The sequence below is a fragment of the Streptomyces sp. PA03-5A genome, from assembly GCF_033792725.1.
Classification (GTDB): domain Bacteria; phylum Actinomycetota; class Actinomycetes; order Streptomycetales; family Streptomycetaceae; genus Actinacidiphila.
In genome coordinates this window covers 1-18,484 of sequence record NZ_JARAVL010000056.1, presented here as the reverse complement: position 1 = coordinate 18,484, position 18,484 = coordinate 1, and the positions used below count along the sequence as shown (strand labels likewise).

Genomic DNA, 18,484 nt, shown 5'->3' with positions numbered 1-18,484 from the left:
CCCGGAATCGGAAACACGCGCTGCGTTCGCGATGCTCCGGGATGGCGCCTTCCACGAACCGCGGCCTGTCCGGGCGGTCGCTCGGCAGACCTAGACCATGCAGGAGGTGATCCGCGGGGCCGTAGTAGATCTTCCAGTCGGCATGGACCCCCACGGCGCCGTCCTTCTGGCACCGCAGCCCAACCGTCACCCAGCGGACGGACCCGTCGTCGGCGAGCGAGAACGCGACTGCCGTCTCGAACTCCTCGCTGTCCGCAACGAACGCGCGCCCGCCGCACCCACCGCAGACGGAAGAAGCGATCTTCACCGGACGGTCGTCGGCAGCGTTCCGGACAAGCACCGCGAGGTCCGCGGAGACACCCTCGGCGACCTGATCATCAGCATGCGCAGGAGCATCGTTCTTCACCTTCACCCATGGCATGGGGCCCCCGCTGCGGCCGTCAGGACCGCTCCACCCGCACACAGCGCTCCCCCGGCCCTGAACAGCCGCCCGGGCAACCGCTGTCGATAACCTGACCGGGTGACGACCGACCTGACTCTCCTGTCGCGCGTGGCCTACCGCGGCCAGGAGATCACCGCGCCCCGGCTGCGCGGGCTGCTCGCGCTGCTCGCAAGCGAGCTGCGCTCCGGTTGCAGCACCAGCCGGCTGGTGGACGGGCTGTGGCAGGACGAGCTGCCGGCCAACCCCGCCAACGCGCTGCGGATCCTGGTCTCCCGGGCCCGCTCCCTGCTCGGCGCCGACGTCGTCGTCAGCACCCCCACCGGCTACCGGCTGGCGCTGACCGAGGAGCAGGTCGACGCTTCGGCGGCGGTCCGGTGTGCAGAGGCCAGCGCCCGCCACACCCGGGCCGGGGATCACGCCGTCGCCCTGGCCAGTGCCGAGGAGGGCCTCGCCTTCTGGGACTCCGCCCCGGACCCCGACGCCGCGCCCGTTGACCCCGTCGAGGAGCTGCGCGCCGAGCGGGCGCCGCTCTACGACTCCCTCGTACGCTCCCGCGCGCTCGCCCTCGCCCGGCTGGGACGACGGGCCGAGGCCCTGGCGCCGCTCACCGAGGTCTTCGCCCGGACCCCGCGCGACGAGGAGGTACTGGCCGAACTGCTGCGCGCCGAGGCGGACACGGCCGGGCCGTCGGCGGCGCTCACCCGCTACGACACGTACCGGCGCGAACTCCGCGACGGCCTCGGCAGCGACCCGGGCCCCGGCCTCAAGGCCGTGCACCAGCAGCTGCTGCAGGTGGAGGCACCCACGGTCCGGTACGGGGTGCCGCACGATCCGAATCCGCTCCTGGGTCGGGACGAGGATCTCGCCGCCGTGGCCGGGCTGCTGCACTCCTCGCGGCTGGCCTCGATCGTCGGCCCCGGCGGGCTGGGCAAGACACGCCTCGCGTACGCCGTCAGCCGCCAGGCGGAACAGCGGACGGTGCACTTCATCTCGCTCGCCGGAGTCAGCACGGACCACGACGTGGCCGGCGAGGTGGCGTCGGCGCTCGGTGGCGGGTCGGACGCGCCCGCCAAAATCGTCGCCGCACTGGGCACCGACCCCACGCTGCTCGTGCTGGACAACTGCGAGCAGGTCGTCCAGGGCACCGCCGACCTGGTGCGCGAGCTGGTGGCCTTGTCCAAGGACCTGCGGGTGCTGGTCACCAGCAGGGCACCGCTCGGGCTGAGCTCCGAAGCGGTGTACCAGCTGCCGCAACTGAGCCTGGCAACCTCCATCGAGCTCTTCGAACAGCGGGCCCGGGCCGCACGCCACCACGTCGAACTCCCGCCCTCCGCCGTGGCGGAACTGTGCCGCCACCTGGACGGGCTGCCGCTCGCCGTAGAGCTGGCCGCGGCACGGGTGCGGGTATTGACCGTCCCCGAAATAGCCCGCCGCCTCGGCGACCGGTTCGCGCTGCTGCGCGGCGGGAGCCGGGACGCACCCGAACGGCACCGCACCCTGCACGCCGTCGTCGAGTGGAGCTGGAACCTCCTGGAGGAAGACGCCCGGGCGGCACTGCGGGCACTGTCCGTCTTCCCCGGCGGCTTCACCGAAGAAGCGGCGGAACACCTGCTCGGTGACGACGGCGACGCGCCGTACCTGCTGGAGCAACTGGTCGACCAGTCGCTGCTGAAAGCCGCTGACACCGCGGCCGGAATCCGCTTCCACATGCTGGAGACGGTGCGGGAGTTCAGCGCCGCCCGACGCGCGACGGCCGGGGAGGAACAGGCGGTCACCGGCCGGTTCCTGGACTGGGCACGGAACTTCGGACTCACCAACCACGAGGCCTTGTTCAGCCTCGAGCCGCTACGGCACTGGGCACGGCTGCGCACCGAACAGGACAACCTCGTGCTCGCCCTGCGCCTCGCCCTCGCCCGCGAGGACCACGCCACCACCGCGGCGGCCGGTGCCGTACTGGCCGGCGTCTGGCTCACCGACTCCGCGAGCTTCCACCGGGTCCTCACCCTGGCCACCGACACCGCGGCGCCCCTGTCGCACTACCGCCCCGACGCCCGGCACACCGACGTCACCCGCACCCTCTGCGCCATCTGCACCGCCGCCCCCTTCATCGGATACGGCCCGCCCAGGACACGCCACCTCGTCACCCTGCGCCGACTGCCGCCCGCGAAGCCCGACACCCTGCTGCGCGCACTCGCCGTCGTGCTGAGCGCCGTCCCGGACATGAAGCCGCCCGGCTACGAGGCCCTGCAGGAACTGTGCGCGAGCGACGCACCCCTGCTCGCGGGCATCGCCGAATGCGTGGCCAGCTACCTCTGGGAGCACGAACACGAGCCGGAACGCGCGCTGTCCTCGGCCCGCCGCATGCTCGCCATGGTCGACGCCGTACCCAACCCGACCCTCAAACTGCTCGGCCACTCCCGCAGCAGCGAACTGTGCGCCGACGCCGGCCTCGGCGACGAGGCCTACCGGCACCTCCTCGCCGCGCTGGACACCCTGACCCACCTCAGCGACCAATCCCCCACCACGGGCCTGCGCCGCGGTCTCGTCCTCGCCTGTCTGCAACGCGGCAAGCCGGACGAAGCCGAGCAGTGGCTACGGCGCGTCGAGCAGAGCCAGCCGGACGAGCACACCTCGGACTTCACCACCGACCAGGCCGCCTGGGCCGAGATCGCGCTCGCCCGCGGCCTCACCGAACTCGGCCTCAAGCAATGGCGGACAGCCGTCGAGCGGATGCGCGCAAGCGATTCACCCCCCGCCGACCCCTCCGTGGACGCCTGGGCACAGGCGATCGAAGCCCATGCGGTGGCCGCCCACGCGTACGCCGGACGGCTGGAACCAGTCGCCGGCCTCGTGGCCGAACTGGAGAACCGGCTGCTCACGCTGCTCGCCGACGGCTCCCGCCCGCCCGGGGAGGTCCTGACCTACGGCACCCGCGTCCTGGCCCTCGGCCTGGCCCGGCTCACCAAGGGCGACCCGTCCGCGGTACGCCTGCTGGCCCTGGCGGAACGACTGCACGTCTCACAGGTCTTCCAGCCCACGATGTCCCTCGACCGCGCCCGGCAGGCCGCCGAAGACGCCGACGGGGCGGCGTACGCCGACGCGGTGTCGGAGTACGCCGCCCTGAAGCGGGACGGGCTGCGGGAGGCGGCCCGCACACTCATTTCGGATCGCGGTTGAACTGCGCCATCGACCAGCGGTAGCCCAGTACCGTCAGACCGACGCACCACGCGACCGCGATCCACCCGTTGCTGCCGATCTCCGTGCCGAGCAGCAGGCCGCGCAGGGTCTCGATCGCCGGGGTGAACGGCTGGTACTCGGCGATCGGCTGGAACCAGCCCGGCATCGTGTCCGCCGGGATGAACGCGCTCGAGATGAGCGGGAGGAGGATCAACGGCTGCGCACTGTTGGCGGCCGCCTCGGCGTTCGGGCTCGCCATGCCGATACCGACCGCGATCCACGTGAACGCCAGCGAGAACATCACCAGCAGCCCGACCGCCGCCAGCCATTCCAAGGCCGAGGCGTCCGTGGACCGGAAGCCGATGGCCACGGCGATGACGCCGACCAGGACCACGCTGGCGATGCACTGCAGCACGCTGCCCACCACGTGCCCGATGATCACGGAGCCGCGGTGGATCGCCATCGTACGGAAGCGGGCGATGAGGCCCTCGCTCATGTCCATGGAGATGTACACCGCCGCCCCGATGACGGTGCTGCCGATCGTCATCATCACGATGCCCGGCACGATGTAGGCGATGTACTCGGAGCGATCGGCGCCGCCGCCACCGATGCCCGCGCTCATCACGTCGCCGAAGATGTACACGAACAACAGCAGCAGCATGATCGGCGCGAGCAGCAGGTTCAGGGTGGCGGACGGGTAGCGCCGCGCGTGCAGCAGATTGCGGCGCAGCATCGTGTTCGAGTCGCGGACCGCGAGGGAAAAGGCGCTCATCGGACGTTCTCCTTGGACTGGTTGGGGACGGTGGCCGGGGCGGTGAGGGCGAAGAACACGTCGTCGAGGTCCGGGGTGTGCACGGTCAGCTCGTCCGCCTCGACGCCGGCCGTGTCCAGCCAGTCGAGGATGGAGCGCAGCTCGCGCTGGCTGCCGCCGCTGGCGATCTGCAGGGTCAGCGCCTCGTCGTCCCGGGTGACCTCGCGCAGCTGGCCGGCGGCGGACCGGTACGCGTTCGGGTCGGTGAAGCGGAGCCGCACGTGCCCGCCCGGGATGAGCCGCTTCAGCTCCTCCGCGGTGCCCTCGGCGGCGATCTTCCCGTCGTTCAGCACCGCGATCCGGTCGGCGAGCTCGTCGGCCTCCTCCAGGTACTGGGTGGTGAGGAGGACGGTGACGCCGCTGGAGACCAGTTCGCGGATGATCTGCCACATGGTGTGGCGGCTGCGTGGGTCGAGGCCGGTCGTCGGCTCGTCGAGGAAGATGATCCGCGGGTTCCCGACCAGGGTCATGGCGATGTCCAGGCGCCGCTTCATGCCACCGGAGTAGGTGGAGGCGGGCTTCTTCGCGGCCTCGACCAGGTCGAACCGCTCCAGCAACTCGGCTGCGACCCGCCGCCCTTCACGCTTGGACAGGTGGTGCAGGTCCGCCATCAGGAGCATGTTCTCCTCGCCGGTGATCAGACCGTCGACGGCGGAGAACTGCCCCGTGACGCCGATCCCGGCACGTACCGCCTGCGGGTCGGCGGCGATGTCGTGCCCACCGACACGGACCTCACCGGCGTCGGCGGTGATGAGGGTGGAGAGGATCTTGACCACGGTGGTCTTGCCGGCGCCGTTCGGGCCCAGGAGGGCGAAGACCGTGCCCGCGGGCACGTGCAGATCGATGCCGTCGAGGACCAGCTTGTCCCCGAAGGACTTCCGCAGCCCCGTGGCTGCGATGGCGGATGCGTCGGTCGTTGTCATCATGCGACGGAGTCTGCGGGGCGCCGCGTTCAACGACCTTTCAGCGCGGTTTCAGCAGCCCCCTCCGACCGGCAACGCGGTGAAATGCGCTGGTCAGCGCAGCGACTGCGTCAGGTGCGAGCCCCGCCGGGGAGCCCCGACGGCTCGGGACAGCGCACCGGCGCAAGAGCGGGGCGGGAACGCCTCGTAGGACGGCGTACGGGCCCCCGTCGGCATCGATGGGGGCCCGTACGCGACCGGTGCCCGTCAGGAGTTCCGGTGAACTCGTCCAGCCGGGTCACGCTCCCGCGTCGAACGCGGCCCGCATCCCGCCGCCGCCGGCGGTTCGCGACCGCGGGACACGCTCCGCGAACACGGACAGGCGCAGCACGCGATAGCGGCCGATCCCGACGAGCGCGGTGGCCGACAGGTACACCGCCTGCTGCAGGACGAGCCCGGCGCCGGGGCGGAGCGCGGTCAGTGCGCCGACTGCGGCCGACGTGACCAGCCAGCCGACGGCGACGGTGGCCGCGCTCTTCACGTGGCCTGCCAGGCCGGGCCGTCCGTGGCCGAACGAGACCCGGGCGTGCAGTTCGGTGGCGACCACGGTCGAGGCGACGGTGGTCAGTACGTTCGCCGCCATCCACGGGATCCACTGCGAGAGCAGGACCAAGGCCGCCGAGGCCGCCAGGGTGACCCCGCAGCCCAGCCCTGCGAAGCGCACGAACGCCGCCGCGTGACGGCGGATCAGTCGCAGGCCGTTCATGGTGGTCCCCTCCCTGGTCGCTACCCCTCGCGGGGCCGTCGTCGTCATGCCGCAGAGCGTGACCGACCCGCCGTTCACCGCCGTTTCACGGCGTTTTCAGGGGTGCGGACGGCAGTGAAACCGGTACGGCGACATGCGGCCCGTCGCGGCGGCAGACAGTGAGTCGCCATGCCCGGCGATGCGCAACGGGCACCGTTGGGGGCAGGGCCGCGTCGGGTTCCAGGTGCCGGATATATTCGCACGGCCGTTCGCGGGCTACGACGAGGCGGTCAAGGCGCGCAAGGCACTCGGCCTCGCCACGTCGGAGGCGTCGGACGCGTCGCACACGTCGGGGAACACCGAGGCATGATCAGCCCGGGCTCGTAGGCGAGGGCCGGGGGGACCGCGGCCGGCCCCTTCGACGCCAGGAGGCGGTGCCTCCCTCCCATGCACAGCGGCGGAATCCGGCCAGTTGTTCGAAACGGATTGCCCGCACGGGCCCCAGCTGTCACCGTCGTGCGCGGCCGCCCGGCGGCCACTCGACCCGGTCCCTCGTCAGATGATCCGTCGAAGGAGTCCTCCGCCGTCATGAGAAGCGTCTTACCCCTCCCTGCCCCGGGCGCCAGACCCGGCTGGCGCGTCCGGATCGTGAGCCTCGCGGCCACCGCGGCGATCCTCGTGGCGGCCACCCTGATGGGCGCCGGCCCGGCGATGGCCGCGCCGGCGCCCGTCAAGCTCACCTCGGCCTCCTGCCCGACCGATATCGTCCAGGGCCAGGTGAGCGGCTGCGTCACCGAACTGCAGAACCTGCTCAACGCCCACGGAGCGGGCCTCACGGTGGACGGCGACTTCGGGCCGAACACGCTCTACGCGGTGCGTGAGTTCCAGGCCGCCACCGCCATCGCCGTGGACGGGCGCGTGGGCCCCCAGACCAAGAGCAAGCTGTACGCCACCGGGGGCACGGCGCCCGCACCGGTCAACCTCACGTCCTCCTCGTGCCCGGCGAACATCGTGCAGGGCAGCAAGAGCGGCTGCGTCACCGAACTCCAGCGCCTGCTCCGCCACTTCGGCTACGCGGTGAGCGTGGACGGCGACTTCGGGCCGGAGACGTACAGCGCGGTCCGCAGCTTCCAGTCCTCGCACGGCCTGTCGGTCGACGGCGAGGTCGGCCCGAACACCAAGCGGGAACTGTACGACACCGACGAGGCCCCCTCGACCGGCCTGGACCTGCGGTCCTCCTCGTGCCCGGCGAACATCGTGGAGGGCCAGACCGGCGGCTGCGTCGCGACCCTGCAGGCGCTGCTCAACGGCAAGGGCCAGCACCTCGACGTCGACGGTGAGTTCGGTCCCCTGACCCTGACGGCCGTGAGGTCCTTCCAGTCCTCGCACGGCCTGTCGGTCGACGGCGAGGTCGGCCCGAACACCAAGAACGCCCTGTACTCCAACATCGGCGGTGGCGGCGGCAGCGGCGCCCCCGCGCCGATCAACCTGAACTCCGCCGCGTGCCCGACCGACATCGTCAAAGGCCAGCGCAGCGGCTGCGTCACCGAGCTGCAGAGCCTCCTCAACCACCACGGCGCCGATCTCGCCGTCGACGGCGACTTCGGGCCGATGACCGACAGCGCGGTGCGGGACTTCCAGTCCGAGAAGGGGCTCGCGGTCGACGGCAGGGTGGGCCCGAACACCAAGGCCGCCCTGTACGGCGCGGTCACCCCGCCCACGTCGCCGCCGCCCGGCGGCGGCTACGCCAAACTCCTCGACGTCGCCGCCGCCGAGGTCGGCACGGTCGAGGGCAGCGCCCGCGCGAACAGCTACGGCGTGGCCGTGGGGCTCTCCCTGTCCACCAACAACTACGCCTGGTGCGCGACGTTCGTCAGCTGGGTGGCCAAGCAGACGGGCGCCACCTCCTACCGCAACAGCTACGTCTCCGGCTGGGTGAAGCAGGCCCGGGCCGGCAACTACCACCTGTCGGTGACGACCAACCCGCAGCCCGGCGACATCGTGGCCTTCGACTGGAACGGCGGGAGCAACTTCAACGACGGCCAGGAGCACATCGGCATCGTGCGGACGGTGAGCGGCGGTTCCTCCTTCACCACCGTCGAGGGCAACACCGGCAACCCCAACGGCGGCAAGGACGGCGTCTACGTCAAGAACCGCGGCACGAACCTGGGGTACGACGTGGTCTTCATCCGGGTCCGCTGACCCAGGGCACGCCCGGAAGCGGTGCCGCACCCGCGACCCCGACCCCGGGTGCGGCACCGCTCCGCGTCGAGGTCGCGCTCGGCCCCGGTGGCGGGCCGTCCGGTCCGGTCAGGTCTGCGCATGAGAGAGGCACCTGCCGCAGGGATGACCTCACGTGCTCCGAATGCCACAGTCACTTCCCGTGCGGAACTCCGATCCCTTCTGACTGGAGGTCATCTGAGTACTCCCCGCACGGGTACTGACTGCTGCCCCGTTGGTCCTGGCGATTCTCTCCCTGTCCGGCTGCTCTTCACTCTGGGGCTGCACCGACACGACGGCGGAGCGCGGTGAGGCCGGTGTCAGGGTGCAGGTCATCGACACGTCAGGGCGGCCTATCGGCGCGGCCCTGCGGTGGACGCCTGCGCGGTGGACAAGAAGCGCGTGGCATTGATCTGTCAAAGCGTCTACTCCTCTGAGGCGTTCGGTCCGGGTGGGGACCACACGGGCGACGAATGGCTCGCCGTCGAGCACCCTGAACAGGTGGCCGGAGTGCTCCTGATTGCCAATGACCAGTCCTACGACAGGCGAACATGCGAGCAGGACGTCAAGGACGGGGGCGGCGTGCACCCTCCAGAACCGGCCGGCACGGGGGACCAGCTGTAAGACGTCATTGCCCAGGTGTCGGGATGACTCGGTGCCCTTGCGGGCGAGGTGGTGCCGGATGCCGCGGGACGACACCCAGCGCCGCAGATGCCGTAGCGGTATCCCTTGTGCCCGTGCAATGTGCCGGGCCTGCGGCGTCGTGGGCCGCGGCGTGAGCGGATGCGTGGGGTGCCGCAGACCAGCGGGATCAGGGCCTGGCTGTCGTGGAGGTTCGCCCCGGAGATGCCGCTCGACGACAGAGGCAGACCACGGCGGTCCACGATGAAGTGGATTATCAAACCCTTCTTGCCGCTGTCAGTCGGATTCGGTCCGGTCAGCCGCCCCCTTTGAGGGCCCGGACGCTGACGGAGTCGATCGCGCACCGGTACCAGTCCTGACCACCCCGGAAGCCCATTTCGTCCAGGACCAGGCGGTGGAGCTTGGCCCACACGCGGGCCACGCTCCATTCGGTGAACCGGCGGGAAGCGGTCGCGCCCGACAGCGCGAAGCCCGGCGGCAGTTGGTCCCACCTGCGTCCGAGCCGGCCACGTCGGTTTGCAGCCTGTCTTCCAAACTGAGGCCCCGGCGAACCTCGCGACCGCCGCTAGAGGTAGCCTTCCCGTCCGTTCGAAGCCACTGGAGGACCTTGTGCATACCGCCGTTTTCCTGCTGCGGGACACGTTGGGCCTCGGTGGCGGGCTGGTGATCACGTGGGAACTGACCCGCCAGGCTTCCGGACCGGGCTGGAGAAAGCCGCGGCTCTTCTCCGCAATGGCGGCTTCGTTGCTCGCCGCGCTACTGGCCATCTAAACGAGCAGCACGGCCGAGTCCGTGCCCGTGGCGTGCCCGATCAGGCGGGGATATCCGGGGGAAGAACAGCGCCATCGTGCACGTAGAAGCGGTGCCCCCGGGTCTTGGGGCACCCCTTCTGTCCGGCACCTTCGCCGACCATTGCGGCGAGTGTGGGATATGAACCCACGGTGACGTCGCTGGCACGACGGTTTTCAAGTCCCATCCGCCTCTGTGCTGCGGCAGGCGCAACACTCCGGGCCTGTCGGTCGTGCCTGGCAGAATACGGCTCCGTGAGCCTCCACTACGAAGTCGTCTTCGCCTGCCTCCTCCGCGACGACACGCCTGATGCGGTCCTGGACGCTCTGCGATGGCACCTCGGCCTGACCTCCGAACGCCCGGCAGGACTCGACGGGGAGGAGCACACATATCCGCTGCTCTCCTCAGATCCGGACAGCCGGCTGCCCGGAGGTGATTTCGCGTCCCTACGGCGGCAGTCCTGGGGCTTCACGGCAAGCGGTGAGCGCCACGTCTGGGGGCTGTTCAGCCGCAACCTCTGGCTCGACGACATGATGGCTGACCTCGTCCCCATCCTGGACCTGCTCGCACCTCACGTCGAAGAACCTGGCTACGGCGGGCACTTCCGCGAGGAGTTCGACGTCGAACCGACCGTCTTCACCTTCCACGCAGGCACCCACGGGCCGCTGAAGCTCTGACGCCACCCCCATCGGACAAGCAGCGCCGCTGACGCCCTGTTCGCAGTTGTGCGCTGTTGTCGGCATACAGGTTGGCGCACGCCTTGGCCCCGCACCCTGACATGGATCGGCGTGCAGCACTGAAGTACGGCATCCACCGCAACCAATCTCGTCCGTTAACGTCCTCCTAGGGCCGTAGCACGGCCGGAGTGACCGTCCGCGGCCGATCTACATTGAGCTACGGATCAGAGGGGCGTCGTTGCAGCTACGAGTCGTGTCGGCGGGCAGGAGTGCGAGTGATGAGCCAGTAGGCGAGGGCCGCCGGTCGAACAGCATCCCCCCACTGGTCTTCGTCGTTCTCCGCGGGCAGCCGGGCGTCCAGGACACGCATGGCCACCGCATCCTCCGGCCGGGCGCCTGCCTCCACACCGACGCCTATCGCCAGCATCAGCAAGCCTTGAGTATCACCTCGACGTCAGCTGCGACTTGGACCAGGCGCGCGTCGTCTCGGAGCTCTTCGGGAAGCTGAGCATGCTGCTCCGAAGAGGTGATCATCGTCGGGCATCCAGGAGCCAGAATCACCGCATCGGACCGGCGGGCGCACTGCACCAGCAAATCGAGAACGAGCCCGGTCGAAAATCGACTGATCACGAAGCCACTGAAGTCCGAGGTGCTGGTGTCGGCGTAGACCTGAGCCTCGCCCCCGTCGGGGGCATGGATGGTCCACAGATGAAACTCCGGCTCCTCGCTGTGCACGTGGGGGCCGAACAGAGTGTGGAGCGCCTCCGGGCTCATGAGGGCCGCCTGCCCGTCTCGGAAGCGCTGAACAAACATGTCAAAGCTCACAGCAGCCGAGCGTAGCCGCATTCCATACCGGCGACAGTCGCCCCCAGCAAGCCGAGGCAAGGGGGGCGCGCGGTCTGACCTTCTCTGCTTCATCAAGGCACCCGGCGTCGCTCACGCTCCTGCCTCCGTCCCGCTCGGCGAAGCCGTATTCCACACTGAGCAGGGGATAGCCTCGCAGTGGCACAGGCCGGAGTAGGCGAGGTAGACGGCAACGAGTTCGGTGGCGGACGGGCTGCCCGCAAGGAGGCACGATGAACATCGAAACGCTGACTGACAAGCTCGGCGCCTCGGGGCTGCTCGTCCTTGATGGCGAACCATTGTTGACGACCTGCCCGCCCGAGGCCGCGTCGCAGGCAAGTGCCTGCGGTCCAGAGCACGGGCGGGTCGATGAGGTCATCGACCTCAAGCGACGCGATGGTCTGCGGGATGTCAACGCCGCATGGTACAGGCTGGCCACACGTTTCGGACTGTTCGGTGAGCGGGGAGAGTTTCTGACCTTCGTCAATCTGGGCGAGGACGACGAGATCGATTTCCGCTGGCTCCAGGTGAAGCTTCAGGAGTGCTGGAACATGGCTGGATCCACCGAAGGCACCATCAACGGTCCTTCGCTCGACGGACTACTGACTATGTCGCCGCACGGTGACGTCATAATTGAAGGGACCACTTATCAGGGCGGTGTGGCGGCAGTGCTGGCGGTCCCGAATCCCCATCGTGCTCTCCCAATTCGTCGCCTTGCGGAGAGCATCATGAGAAGTGGGAAGCTCCCCCCTGGCGAGGCTGCGAGCATCGGGGCTTGGCTCGACCGAGGCTGAGGATCGGCGCCGGCATCGCCGTCCACCACGTAGGCCAGCGCCTCCGCGAAGGTCGACCCCAGGGGCCAGAGGACGCCCGGCCAGACGGCAACGACGCGCCCGCTGGTCGCAATGTACGACCTGTACTGGACCGACCACATGCCCAGAGGGCTGTAGTTCTCTGCGTATCGGTGCCTCAGCCTGGACGCTTCCGCGGCGGCGTCAACGCAGGCGTCAACGGGCTCTATGTACAGTGACGAGGCAGGGACGCGAGGGGGGCAGCTGTTGATCGTCAGCTCGCCGAACTCGGCCCAGACCCCGACCGCCGTGTCATTGAGCTCGAACCCAGCAGCTGTCAGTTGCTGGGTCCAGTCCCTGGTGGCGATCTTACGACCTGCTGTCCACCCAGCAACGCCCAGCGCGTCCGGCACCGACGGACCACGGCCCGTCAACGACTCACCGATGTGTTCTATGCGCCCTCCCCAGCCTCTCGGGTGTCTGTTGCCCGAACTCTGCCGCAAATCCGGACCAGCAGACAGGGCTACTGGCCACGGAAGGTACGGAGATCGCTTACGGGACAAATTTTAGGCACAACGCTCCCATCAGTCGTGGCCGCGCACCTCAAGATCCAGGCCGTGGCGCACCACGAGGGCGCGAGCGAACCGGTGGTAGTGCGCGACGTTCGCCATGCTGAGGTCGTTGCCGTATCGAAGCAAGTGCTGCTGTGCTGTGGAGGTGGCCCGGTCTGCCTCGCCCCGCAGGAGGTGCAGTGTCGGGATCAGGAGATTCGCCCGCTCGGGATTGCCCACGTGGCCGCCTTCCTCGAACGCGGCCAGCAGCCCGTCTGGACTTGCGTAGCGGCGCGAGTGCGGAAGCCCATACCGGTGGACCAGGTCCAGGAGCTCTTCAGCTGCGGGTCCAGCGTCTTCGGGAGTCGCGATCTCCAGTTGAAGGAAACTGTTGTACGGGGGTGAGGTAACCGAATGGCCTGGCCAGGGTGGCCCTTCCCGGGATGGGTGTCTCGCCGAGCAGTTCAGCCAGAAGTCGTTCCAGCGGCACGTACGCGAGGCCGGCAACCGGATTGACCTGGAGCGGGTGATACCTCGTGGCTGTGTCAGCCCGACCCAGGCCTCGAAGCCCTGGCCGAGGTCCAGCGTGTAGATGCCCCCGCGGCGGCGGACGGTGGGCATCGGACGCGGTTACCCACCCACCTGGGCACTCCCCATCTGCCCTGTGGCCTGCGCGTCTTCCAGAAGTCCACCACCAGTTCTACACGGCAGACGTTCCTGACGCGCGAGCGCCCTCCCACGCCGTCGTGGGGCCGTGGAAGGGCGCTCAATGATGACCAACGCTGACACGCGTCAACGGTTCAGCCGCAGGTCAGGACGCCAATCATTTGGGCAGCCGCAGAACGCGGCCGCCTGTGGTCAGTCGCGGCTGTGCAGATCACGTGGCGTTGAGCTGAGCGGCCAGGAAGACCGCTGCCACCGAGGGGCGGACAGCGTACGTTGCACCCGCGCTCCCCTCAGGAGCCTCCCACCAGTAGAACGGAAGCCGCCGCTCGCTGTTGCTGTGTCCCTTGCTCATCCCGGACAGCACACCTGCCACGCGCCGCGCCGGATCACTCTCGTTGGGGCCGCCCAGGGCCTTGTCCACCAACTCCGTGCAGTGGATCCTCCGGCCTGGGTTGCACAGCAGGTGCTGGAACACCCGCCGGGCCTGCGGCGCGAGTTCGGCCAGGAACATCGCGGCGCGCTCCAAGTCCTCCGGACCCCATTCCGAGGCTCCGTAGTGCCCCGCTTCACCGGAGTGCTTAGCCCATCGTGGATCAGTCTCAGTCAGATACGCCGTCATGCCCGCCCCCAACAGTTCGCCCCTAACGTGTGTCGTTCGCACCGTACAGATCCGTCAGGACACTGCGTGTCGAATCCGTGTCGAAGTTCTACCGGCAAGCGGCGCAGCTGAGGAAGAGCCACAGGTCAAGAGGAGAAGGGGACGCGGCCCCAGAGCCCCCTCTCAACACCTGCTCCACCGGCCCAGGAAGGCCGACACTACGGTGTCGGAGGCCGGCAGTAGTCTCCGCGCATGGCAACCAGACCGTCCACGACATGGCGTGACGAGGTCGCGCGGAGCGACTCCACGGAGCTCTACTCCCCCGGCATGCTGCAGGCCACCGATGCCGCGCTGGCCTCGTTTGAGGAAGAGGCGCGTGCTCTCCGCAGCGCATCCGACGAGCCCGTGCTTGCCGCCGTCGAGCGCGTCGTGCAGCAACTGAATGTCATCGATGAGAAGTACGGGGCGTACTGCACCATAGAGCGAGAGGACCTCTGCGAGTACATCGATGACGTCCTCGTCGAGCAAGGCGTCGACGTCTCGGCGCTCCTGGCCCGCCAGGACATGGAGGAGTTGACCGAACGGTGGCGTGACTGGTGAGTCAGGCGACGGTGCACCTTGGGTACCAGCCTGTACCACAACCGTGCCACATCGGACGGTCAGCCACGGCCAATGACGGTACACCGCAGTCTTGATGACCCGCTGAGCTGGGATCCCTCCAAACAGGCGCCCCAAGGTCCAACGTCACCCGAAGAATCCCGAGGGGATGTACGGCTCCTGTGGCCGCATTCCGCGCAGGCAGACCCAGCCGAACGTGCTGAGTTCCAGTCCGGCGGTCAGCCCCACATCCACGGCCCACTGCTGTTCGGCCGTCACATTGGTGACCTGTGCCGGGGTGCCCTCGGGCAGGCTCAGTAGTGCGGCCGTGAGCAGCCGGGTCGCCAGGCGACGGGAGGTGGCGGCGAGCAGCCGTACGTTCCCGTATTGGTCGATGTAGCAGTAGCCGCTGCCGGCCACGTCGTCGACGATCAGCAGGTCACTCTCGGTGAGCAGTTGGTCGTGGTCAGGGCCGTGGGCCCCGCCCCGGGTGCGCCGGTCGACGGAGTCCATCAGGTCGCGGTGCTTGGCCGAGCCCTCGTGCACCGCCCCGTCCGGCGCGGGCAGGTCGCCCTTGCGGACAGCGCCTTCCAGGCGCATCGCCGGGTGCAGCGCGAAGCCCGCCCGGCGGTAGGTCGCCGCCGCCCGCGGGTCGGGGGAACTGCAGATGATGCCGCGCAGGCAGCCACGCCCGTAGGCAAGGGCGGCGGCCAGCAGTTCGCGCCCGACCCCCTGCCGCTGCGCGGAGGGCAGCACGGCAAGGAGCGACAGCCCCCACGTCCCCTCGCGGCGCGTCGACAGGGCGACCCCGAGCGGCATGCCGGAGATCTCGTCCACGGCCAGCCAGCAACCACCTGGGTCGGTACGCGCGACGTACCGATTGCGCCGCCGCAGCAGAGCGGCCAGCTCGGGAGGCATCTCCTCGGGAGGGCCGCCACCGGGCAGGGCATCGGAGGCGCCGAACGCGGCGGAGGCCACGACCGCTATCGCGTCGGCGTCATCGTCGATGTCGCGCAAGGGGCGAAGGATCATGCGCCCATCCTGCCCCTACGGCAGGGCGAGCATCCGCTCCAGCGCCAGCTTCGCGAAGTGTTCGTTCTCCCAGTCGACTTACACGCGGCTGACGACCTTGCCGAAGTGCCGAAAATGCCTCGTCTCCCTGTGGCCATGCCTGTCCTTGGCAAGCCCAACAGCCTCGAACGTACGACAGCGACCAGTCAAAGCGCGAACGAGCAATTGTCAATACCTGTGGATCAGCTGACCTCGGTCAGGGTCGCGAAGCCGGTGGTGGGTAGGTCGGAGCCTGCGGCGAGCGGGGCAACTTCCCCCTCAGTCGACGTCTGGCGCGGAATCGGTTGAGGCCGCCGCAGAGTTCCACGACGCCCCCGACAAGAGGCACACTGTCGGTCTACGCGCACGAGTTGGTGCGGCCGTGCGTGGTGCGGAAGGTTGAGTTGCATGGCCATTGCGAAAAGGGGCACGCGGGTAATCATTGTCGACGGGGAACGCTATCGCTGGGTAGTCGCGCCCAATGATGAGCCCGGTCTGGCAATCGTTGTCCTGCACGAGGAAAATGGTGGACAGCGCATGGCGACGTGGGTTGAGCACGGTGTGGTGATCGCACCTGGGTTGGTTGCGGGAGTCATACGAGATGCGTTGCTTCACCACGGCTGGACACCTCGGCAACGTCGCAAGCAGCTCACCTTGCGATGCCTGGACAGAAATCCGGATTCGGCGAATCTCAGGTTGGTCAGTTGGCCGCCTGCGGTTTGAATGGGTGGCTCGTCAATCAGTTGAACACAGTGTCAGGCAACAGCAGGGGCGGGCCGCTCGACCAGCTGGCCGCGTTCGAAGCGGGCGCCGGCACGGACGAGCGGGACGAGATGGGAGCCGTTGATGACCCGCCAGCGGGCCTGGGCGGATTCGACCAGCTTGAAGACCATCGCCAGTCCTGCCGCGCGGCTGCCGGCGCATAACCCGCCACTGGTGGTGCCGTCGGCGTTGACTACGGTGAGCACGGACGTGCCTTCCCGACCGACGCGCCAACGTTGGCCTTGCTCGATGGCCTATCGATCGATCACCAGGGAAGGTACGTCCTCCCCGGCCCGATCCACAGGTTCCGAGCATTGCTCAGCGCGAACGGTCAAACCTCGCTGAGACGAGTCAGCCACGACAGTGCTGTACAGCAACGAAGTACAGCAACCTCTGCGCCGATACCCGACCGCCACACCCCTCCCGGACGGCCGGCTGGCGTGCCCAGCAGACCTCAGCGACCGTCGTGCCCATAGTTCGCATTGAGGGGATCGGGCGTGCCACAGCCGTGCCACGTGAGGCGGTGCCGAACGGGGACTCACGGGGAACAGCGTTGACGCCGCTGCTGCCGCCTTCGCCCTTGCCGAACGCGTCGCCGGCTACGAGGAGACCACCCGCTTCATCATGGGCTTCACGCAGACAGCCAACGACTGTCCAGGTCTCGCTGCCCCAAGGGGACACGGTCAATTCGCCAATCCTGACAGCAGAAGGTGACGGCAACAGAGCCGTACGTACACGTACGGGGACTCTGGCGGTAACAGGAAACCTGCCCAAGCCCTTTCGTAATGGCAACGCGGCGGACCGCGTGTAGCTATGAACGAACACCTGAAGCGGGTGTCGCCCGGCAAGATGAGCAGCGTCGCTGGGCCGGCTCTGGGCCGCGGGAGGGCGCAGTCCGTCGACGGCGAAATCACCAGTCGCTTGCGATGCCCTGACCTTGACCAGGCTCGATGGCAAACGATCGCTCTCGGTGGGTGCCTCTCTTGTCCCGATTCAAGTGATTTGCTCCGAAGCCGCGGCTGTGGCCTGGGGCGACCAGAACGGGTGAGCCGCCTGGGTGCCCGAAAATTTCAGTTGATCAGGACCCTGGCGCATGAATACTGGCTGTCGTCTCCGTTGATCTGGCTTGCCGGTGGCGCTTCGCATTGGACTGGGGAAAGGGCTTGCGAGAATGACCATGCACGATGACCAAGTGGACGTGACCACCGACATCGTTGCGGCCCTGATCCAGGAGCAGTTCCCTCAGTGGAGCGGCAAGGCGATCCGTCTCCAGTCGTCGACCGGGACGGTCAACGCCATCTTCCGCATCGGGGATGACCTCTCCGCGCGTTTCCCGCTGCGTCTGACCGACGCTGCTGAGGCACTGGCGGTTCTGGAACGGGAAGCCCAGGCGAGCGCGGAGCTGGCACAGGTGTCGCGGTTCCCCGTTCCGCAACCCGTCGCCCTGGGAAAGCCTGGAGCGGGTTGCCCCATGCCGTGGTCAGTCCAGACATGGCTGCCGGGAACAGTCGCCTTCGATGCCGACCCGAGTGGGTCGGACGCTTTCGCCGAGGACCTCGCGGCCTTCATCGCAGCCCTGCGGGACGCCGAGACGCACGGGCGGCATTTCAGCGGCGAGAACCGTGGCGGCGTTCTCGCTCACCACGACGACTGGATGGCGAAGTGCTTCGAGGAGAGCGAGGGGCTCCTCGACGTGCCCCGGCTGCGCCAAGTGTGGAGCCACCTGAGGGAGTTGCCACGCACGGCTGCCGATGTGATGAGCCATGGTGACCTGATTCCCGGCAACGTACTGGTCGCGGGAGACCGGCTCAGCGGCGTACTCGACACCGGGGGCTTCGGCCCGGCCGACCCGGCGCTGGATCTGGTCAGCGCCTGGCACCTGTTGCAACCGGGCCCACGGGAAGTGCTCCGGCGGACACTGGCCTGCGACGATCTGGAGTGGGAACGCGGCAAGGCCTGGGCCTTCGAACAGGCGATGGGGCTTGTCTGGTATTACGTCGAGACCAATCCGACGATGAGCAGAATGGGGCGCCGGACACTCGACCGCATTCTGGAGTCGACAATGTGATGTCGCCCCGATCGTAGGCCGTGCAAGGTGGCCCCGAGCGCCCCGAGGCTCCCGTTACTGATCGTTTCAGAATGAAGGTCGGAGTCGTCGGAGGCAGATGATGCTGCAGGCGAGTTCCAGGAGGCCCTGGTGGAGGTCGGCGCGGCGTTCGTA

Annotated in this window: 15 protein-coding genes and 4 pseudogenes; 9 read left to right on the top strand and 10 right to left on the bottom strand. The window is 68.6% G+C overall.

The annotated features are described in order from the left end of the window. Positions 1-520: 520 nt before the first annotated feature. Complete coding sequence (locus tag PV410_RS41125) at positions 521-3,619, top strand: ATP-binding protein (protein ID WP_500331724.1); 3,099 nt, start codon at positions 521-523, stop codon at positions 3,617-3,619. On the opposite strand, the gene PV410_RS41120 is transcribed toward PV410_RS41125, so the two are convergent. The 3 genes from PV410_RS41120 to PV410_RS41110 form a co-directional block, all read right to left on the bottom strand. After that, complete coding sequence (locus PV410_RS41120; RefSeq protein ID WP_500331722.1) at positions 3,600-4,391, bottom strand: ABC transporter permease; 792 nt, start codon at positions 4,389-4,391, stop codon at positions 3,600-3,602. The two genes, PV410_RS41125 and PV410_RS41120, sit on opposite strands and share 20 nt — an antisense overlap. Then, a complete protein-coding gene (locus tag PV410_RS41115) occupies positions 4,388-5,356 on the bottom strand; it encodes an ATP-binding cassette domain-containing protein (RefSeq protein ID WP_500331720.1) in 969 nt (322 codons plus the stop codon). Before PV410_RS41115 ends, PV410_RS41120 begins: the two co-directional genes overlap by 4 nt. 274 nt (positions 5,357-5,630) lie before the next feature. Continuing rightward, a complete protein-coding gene (locus PV410_RS41110) occupies positions 5,631-6,098 on the bottom strand; it encodes a hypothetical protein (protein ID WP_500331719.1) in 468 nt (155 codons plus the stop codon). 178 nt (positions 6,099-6,276) lie between these two features. Between PV410_RS41110 and PV410_RS41105 the strand changes: the two genes are divergently transcribed. From PV410_RS41105 to PV410_RS41095, 3 genes and pseudogenes are all read left to right on the top strand, one after another. Continuing rightward, positions 6,277-6,447 carry a hypothetical protein gene (locus PV410_RS41105; RefSeq protein WP_500331717.1) on the top strand — a complete coding sequence of 57 codons (171 nt, stop codon included), beginning with the start codon at positions 6,277-6,279 and terminating at the stop codon, positions 6,445-6,447. Positions 6,448-6,665: 218 nt separating this feature from the next. Continuing rightward, positions 6,666-8,279, top strand: coding sequence for a peptidoglycan-binding protein (locus PV410_RS41100; RefSeq protein ID WP_500331715.1), 1,614 nt, complete (start codon positions 6,666-6,668; stop codon positions 8,277-8,279). 265 nt (positions 8,280-8,544) lie between these two features. Continuing rightward, positions 8,545-8,921, top strand: a pseudogene (locus PV410_RS41095) (hypothetical protein). 9 nt (positions 8,922-8,930) lie between these two features. On the opposite strand, the pseudogene PV410_RS41090 reads toward PV410_RS41095, so the two are convergent. Then, a pseudogene (locus PV410_RS41090) lies at positions 8,931-9,438 on the bottom strand (transposase family protein); the annotation flags it as partial. Between the two features lie 544 nt (positions 9,439-9,982). Here PV410_RS41090 and PV410_RS41085 point away from each other — a divergent pair. Further along, the gene (locus PV410_RS41085; protein WP_500331713.1) at positions 9,983-10,405 is read left to right on the top strand and encodes a hypothetical protein; all 423 of its coding nucleotides are present in this window, start codon (positions 9,983-9,985) and stop codon (positions 10,403-10,405) included. 426 nt (positions 10,406-10,831) lie between these two features. On the opposite strand, the gene PV410_RS41080 is transcribed toward PV410_RS41085, so the two are convergent. Next, positions 10,832-11,230 carry a hypothetical protein gene (locus PV410_RS41080; RefSeq protein WP_500331711.1) on the bottom strand — a complete coding sequence of 133 codons (399 nt, stop codon included), beginning with the start codon at positions 11,228-11,230 and terminating at the stop codon, positions 10,832-10,834. Between the two features lie 251 nt (positions 11,231-11,481). Here PV410_RS41080 and PV410_RS41075 point away from each other — a divergent pair, with 251 nt between their 5' ends. Beyond that, on the top strand, positions 11,482-12,042 hold the full coding sequence (locus PV410_RS41075) for a hypothetical protein (RefSeq protein WP_500331763.1): 561 nt from the start codon (positions 11,482-11,484) through the stop codon (positions 12,040-12,042). A gap of 29 nt (positions 12,043-12,071) precedes the next feature. Here PV410_RS41075 and PV410_RS41070 read toward each other — a convergent pair. The 3 genes and pseudogenes from PV410_RS41070 to PV410_RS41060 all read right to left on the bottom strand — a co-directional run. Further along, positions 12,072-12,452: pseudogene (locus tag PV410_RS41070) on the bottom strand (SUKH-3 domain-containing protein); the annotation flags it as partial. 171 nt (positions 12,453-12,623) lie between these two features. Further along, on the bottom strand, positions 12,624-12,830 hold the full coding sequence (locus PV410_RS41065; RefSeq protein ID WP_500331709.1) for a hypothetical protein: 207 nt from the start codon (positions 12,828-12,830) through the stop codon (positions 12,624-12,626). A 637-nt stretch (positions 12,831-13,467) separates the two neighbouring features. Further along, the gene (locus PV410_RS41060) at positions 13,468-13,782 is read right to left on the bottom strand and encodes a DUF6416 domain-containing protein (RefSeq protein ID WP_500331707.1); all 315 of its coding nucleotides are present in this window, start codon (positions 13,780-13,782) and stop codon (positions 13,468-13,470) included. A 324-nt stretch (positions 13,783-14,106) separates the two neighbouring features. Between PV410_RS41060 and PV410_RS41055 the strand changes: the two genes are divergently transcribed. Beyond that, positions 14,107-14,454: a hypothetical protein gene (locus PV410_RS41055; RefSeq protein WP_500331705.1), complete on the top strand. Its 348-nt coding sequence runs from the start codon at positions 14,107-14,109 to the stop codon at positions 14,452-14,454. A gap of 144 nt (positions 14,455-14,598) precedes the next feature. On the opposite strand, the gene PV410_RS41050 is transcribed toward PV410_RS41055, so the two are convergent. Beyond that, entirely contained in the window at positions 14,599-15,483 is an 885-nt protein-coding gene (locus tag PV410_RS41050) for a GNAT family N-acetyltransferase (RefSeq protein ID WP_500331704.1), read from the bottom strand. Between the two features lie 426 nt (positions 15,484-15,909). Between PV410_RS41050 and PV410_RS41045 the strand changes: the two genes are divergently transcribed. Further along, positions 15,910-16,224 (top strand): hypothetical protein, encoded by a 315-nt coding sequence (locus tag PV410_RS41045; protein WP_500331702.1) that lies wholly within the window; start codon positions 15,910-15,912, stop codon positions 16,222-16,224. A 32-nt stretch (positions 16,225-16,256) separates the two neighbouring features. On the opposite strand, the pseudogene PV410_RS41040 reads toward PV410_RS41045, so the two are convergent. Next, a pseudogene (locus PV410_RS41040) lies at positions 16,257-16,418 on the bottom strand (IS256 family transposase); the annotation flags it as partial. A gap of 1,016 nt (positions 16,419-17,434) precedes the next feature. Here PV410_RS41040 and PV410_RS41035 point away from each other — a divergent pair. Further along, a complete protein-coding gene (locus PV410_RS41035) occupies positions 17,435-18,331 on the top strand; it encodes an aminoglycoside phosphotransferase family protein (protein WP_500331700.1) in 897 nt (298 codons plus the stop codon). Positions 18,332-18,484: the final 153 nt, after the last annotated feature.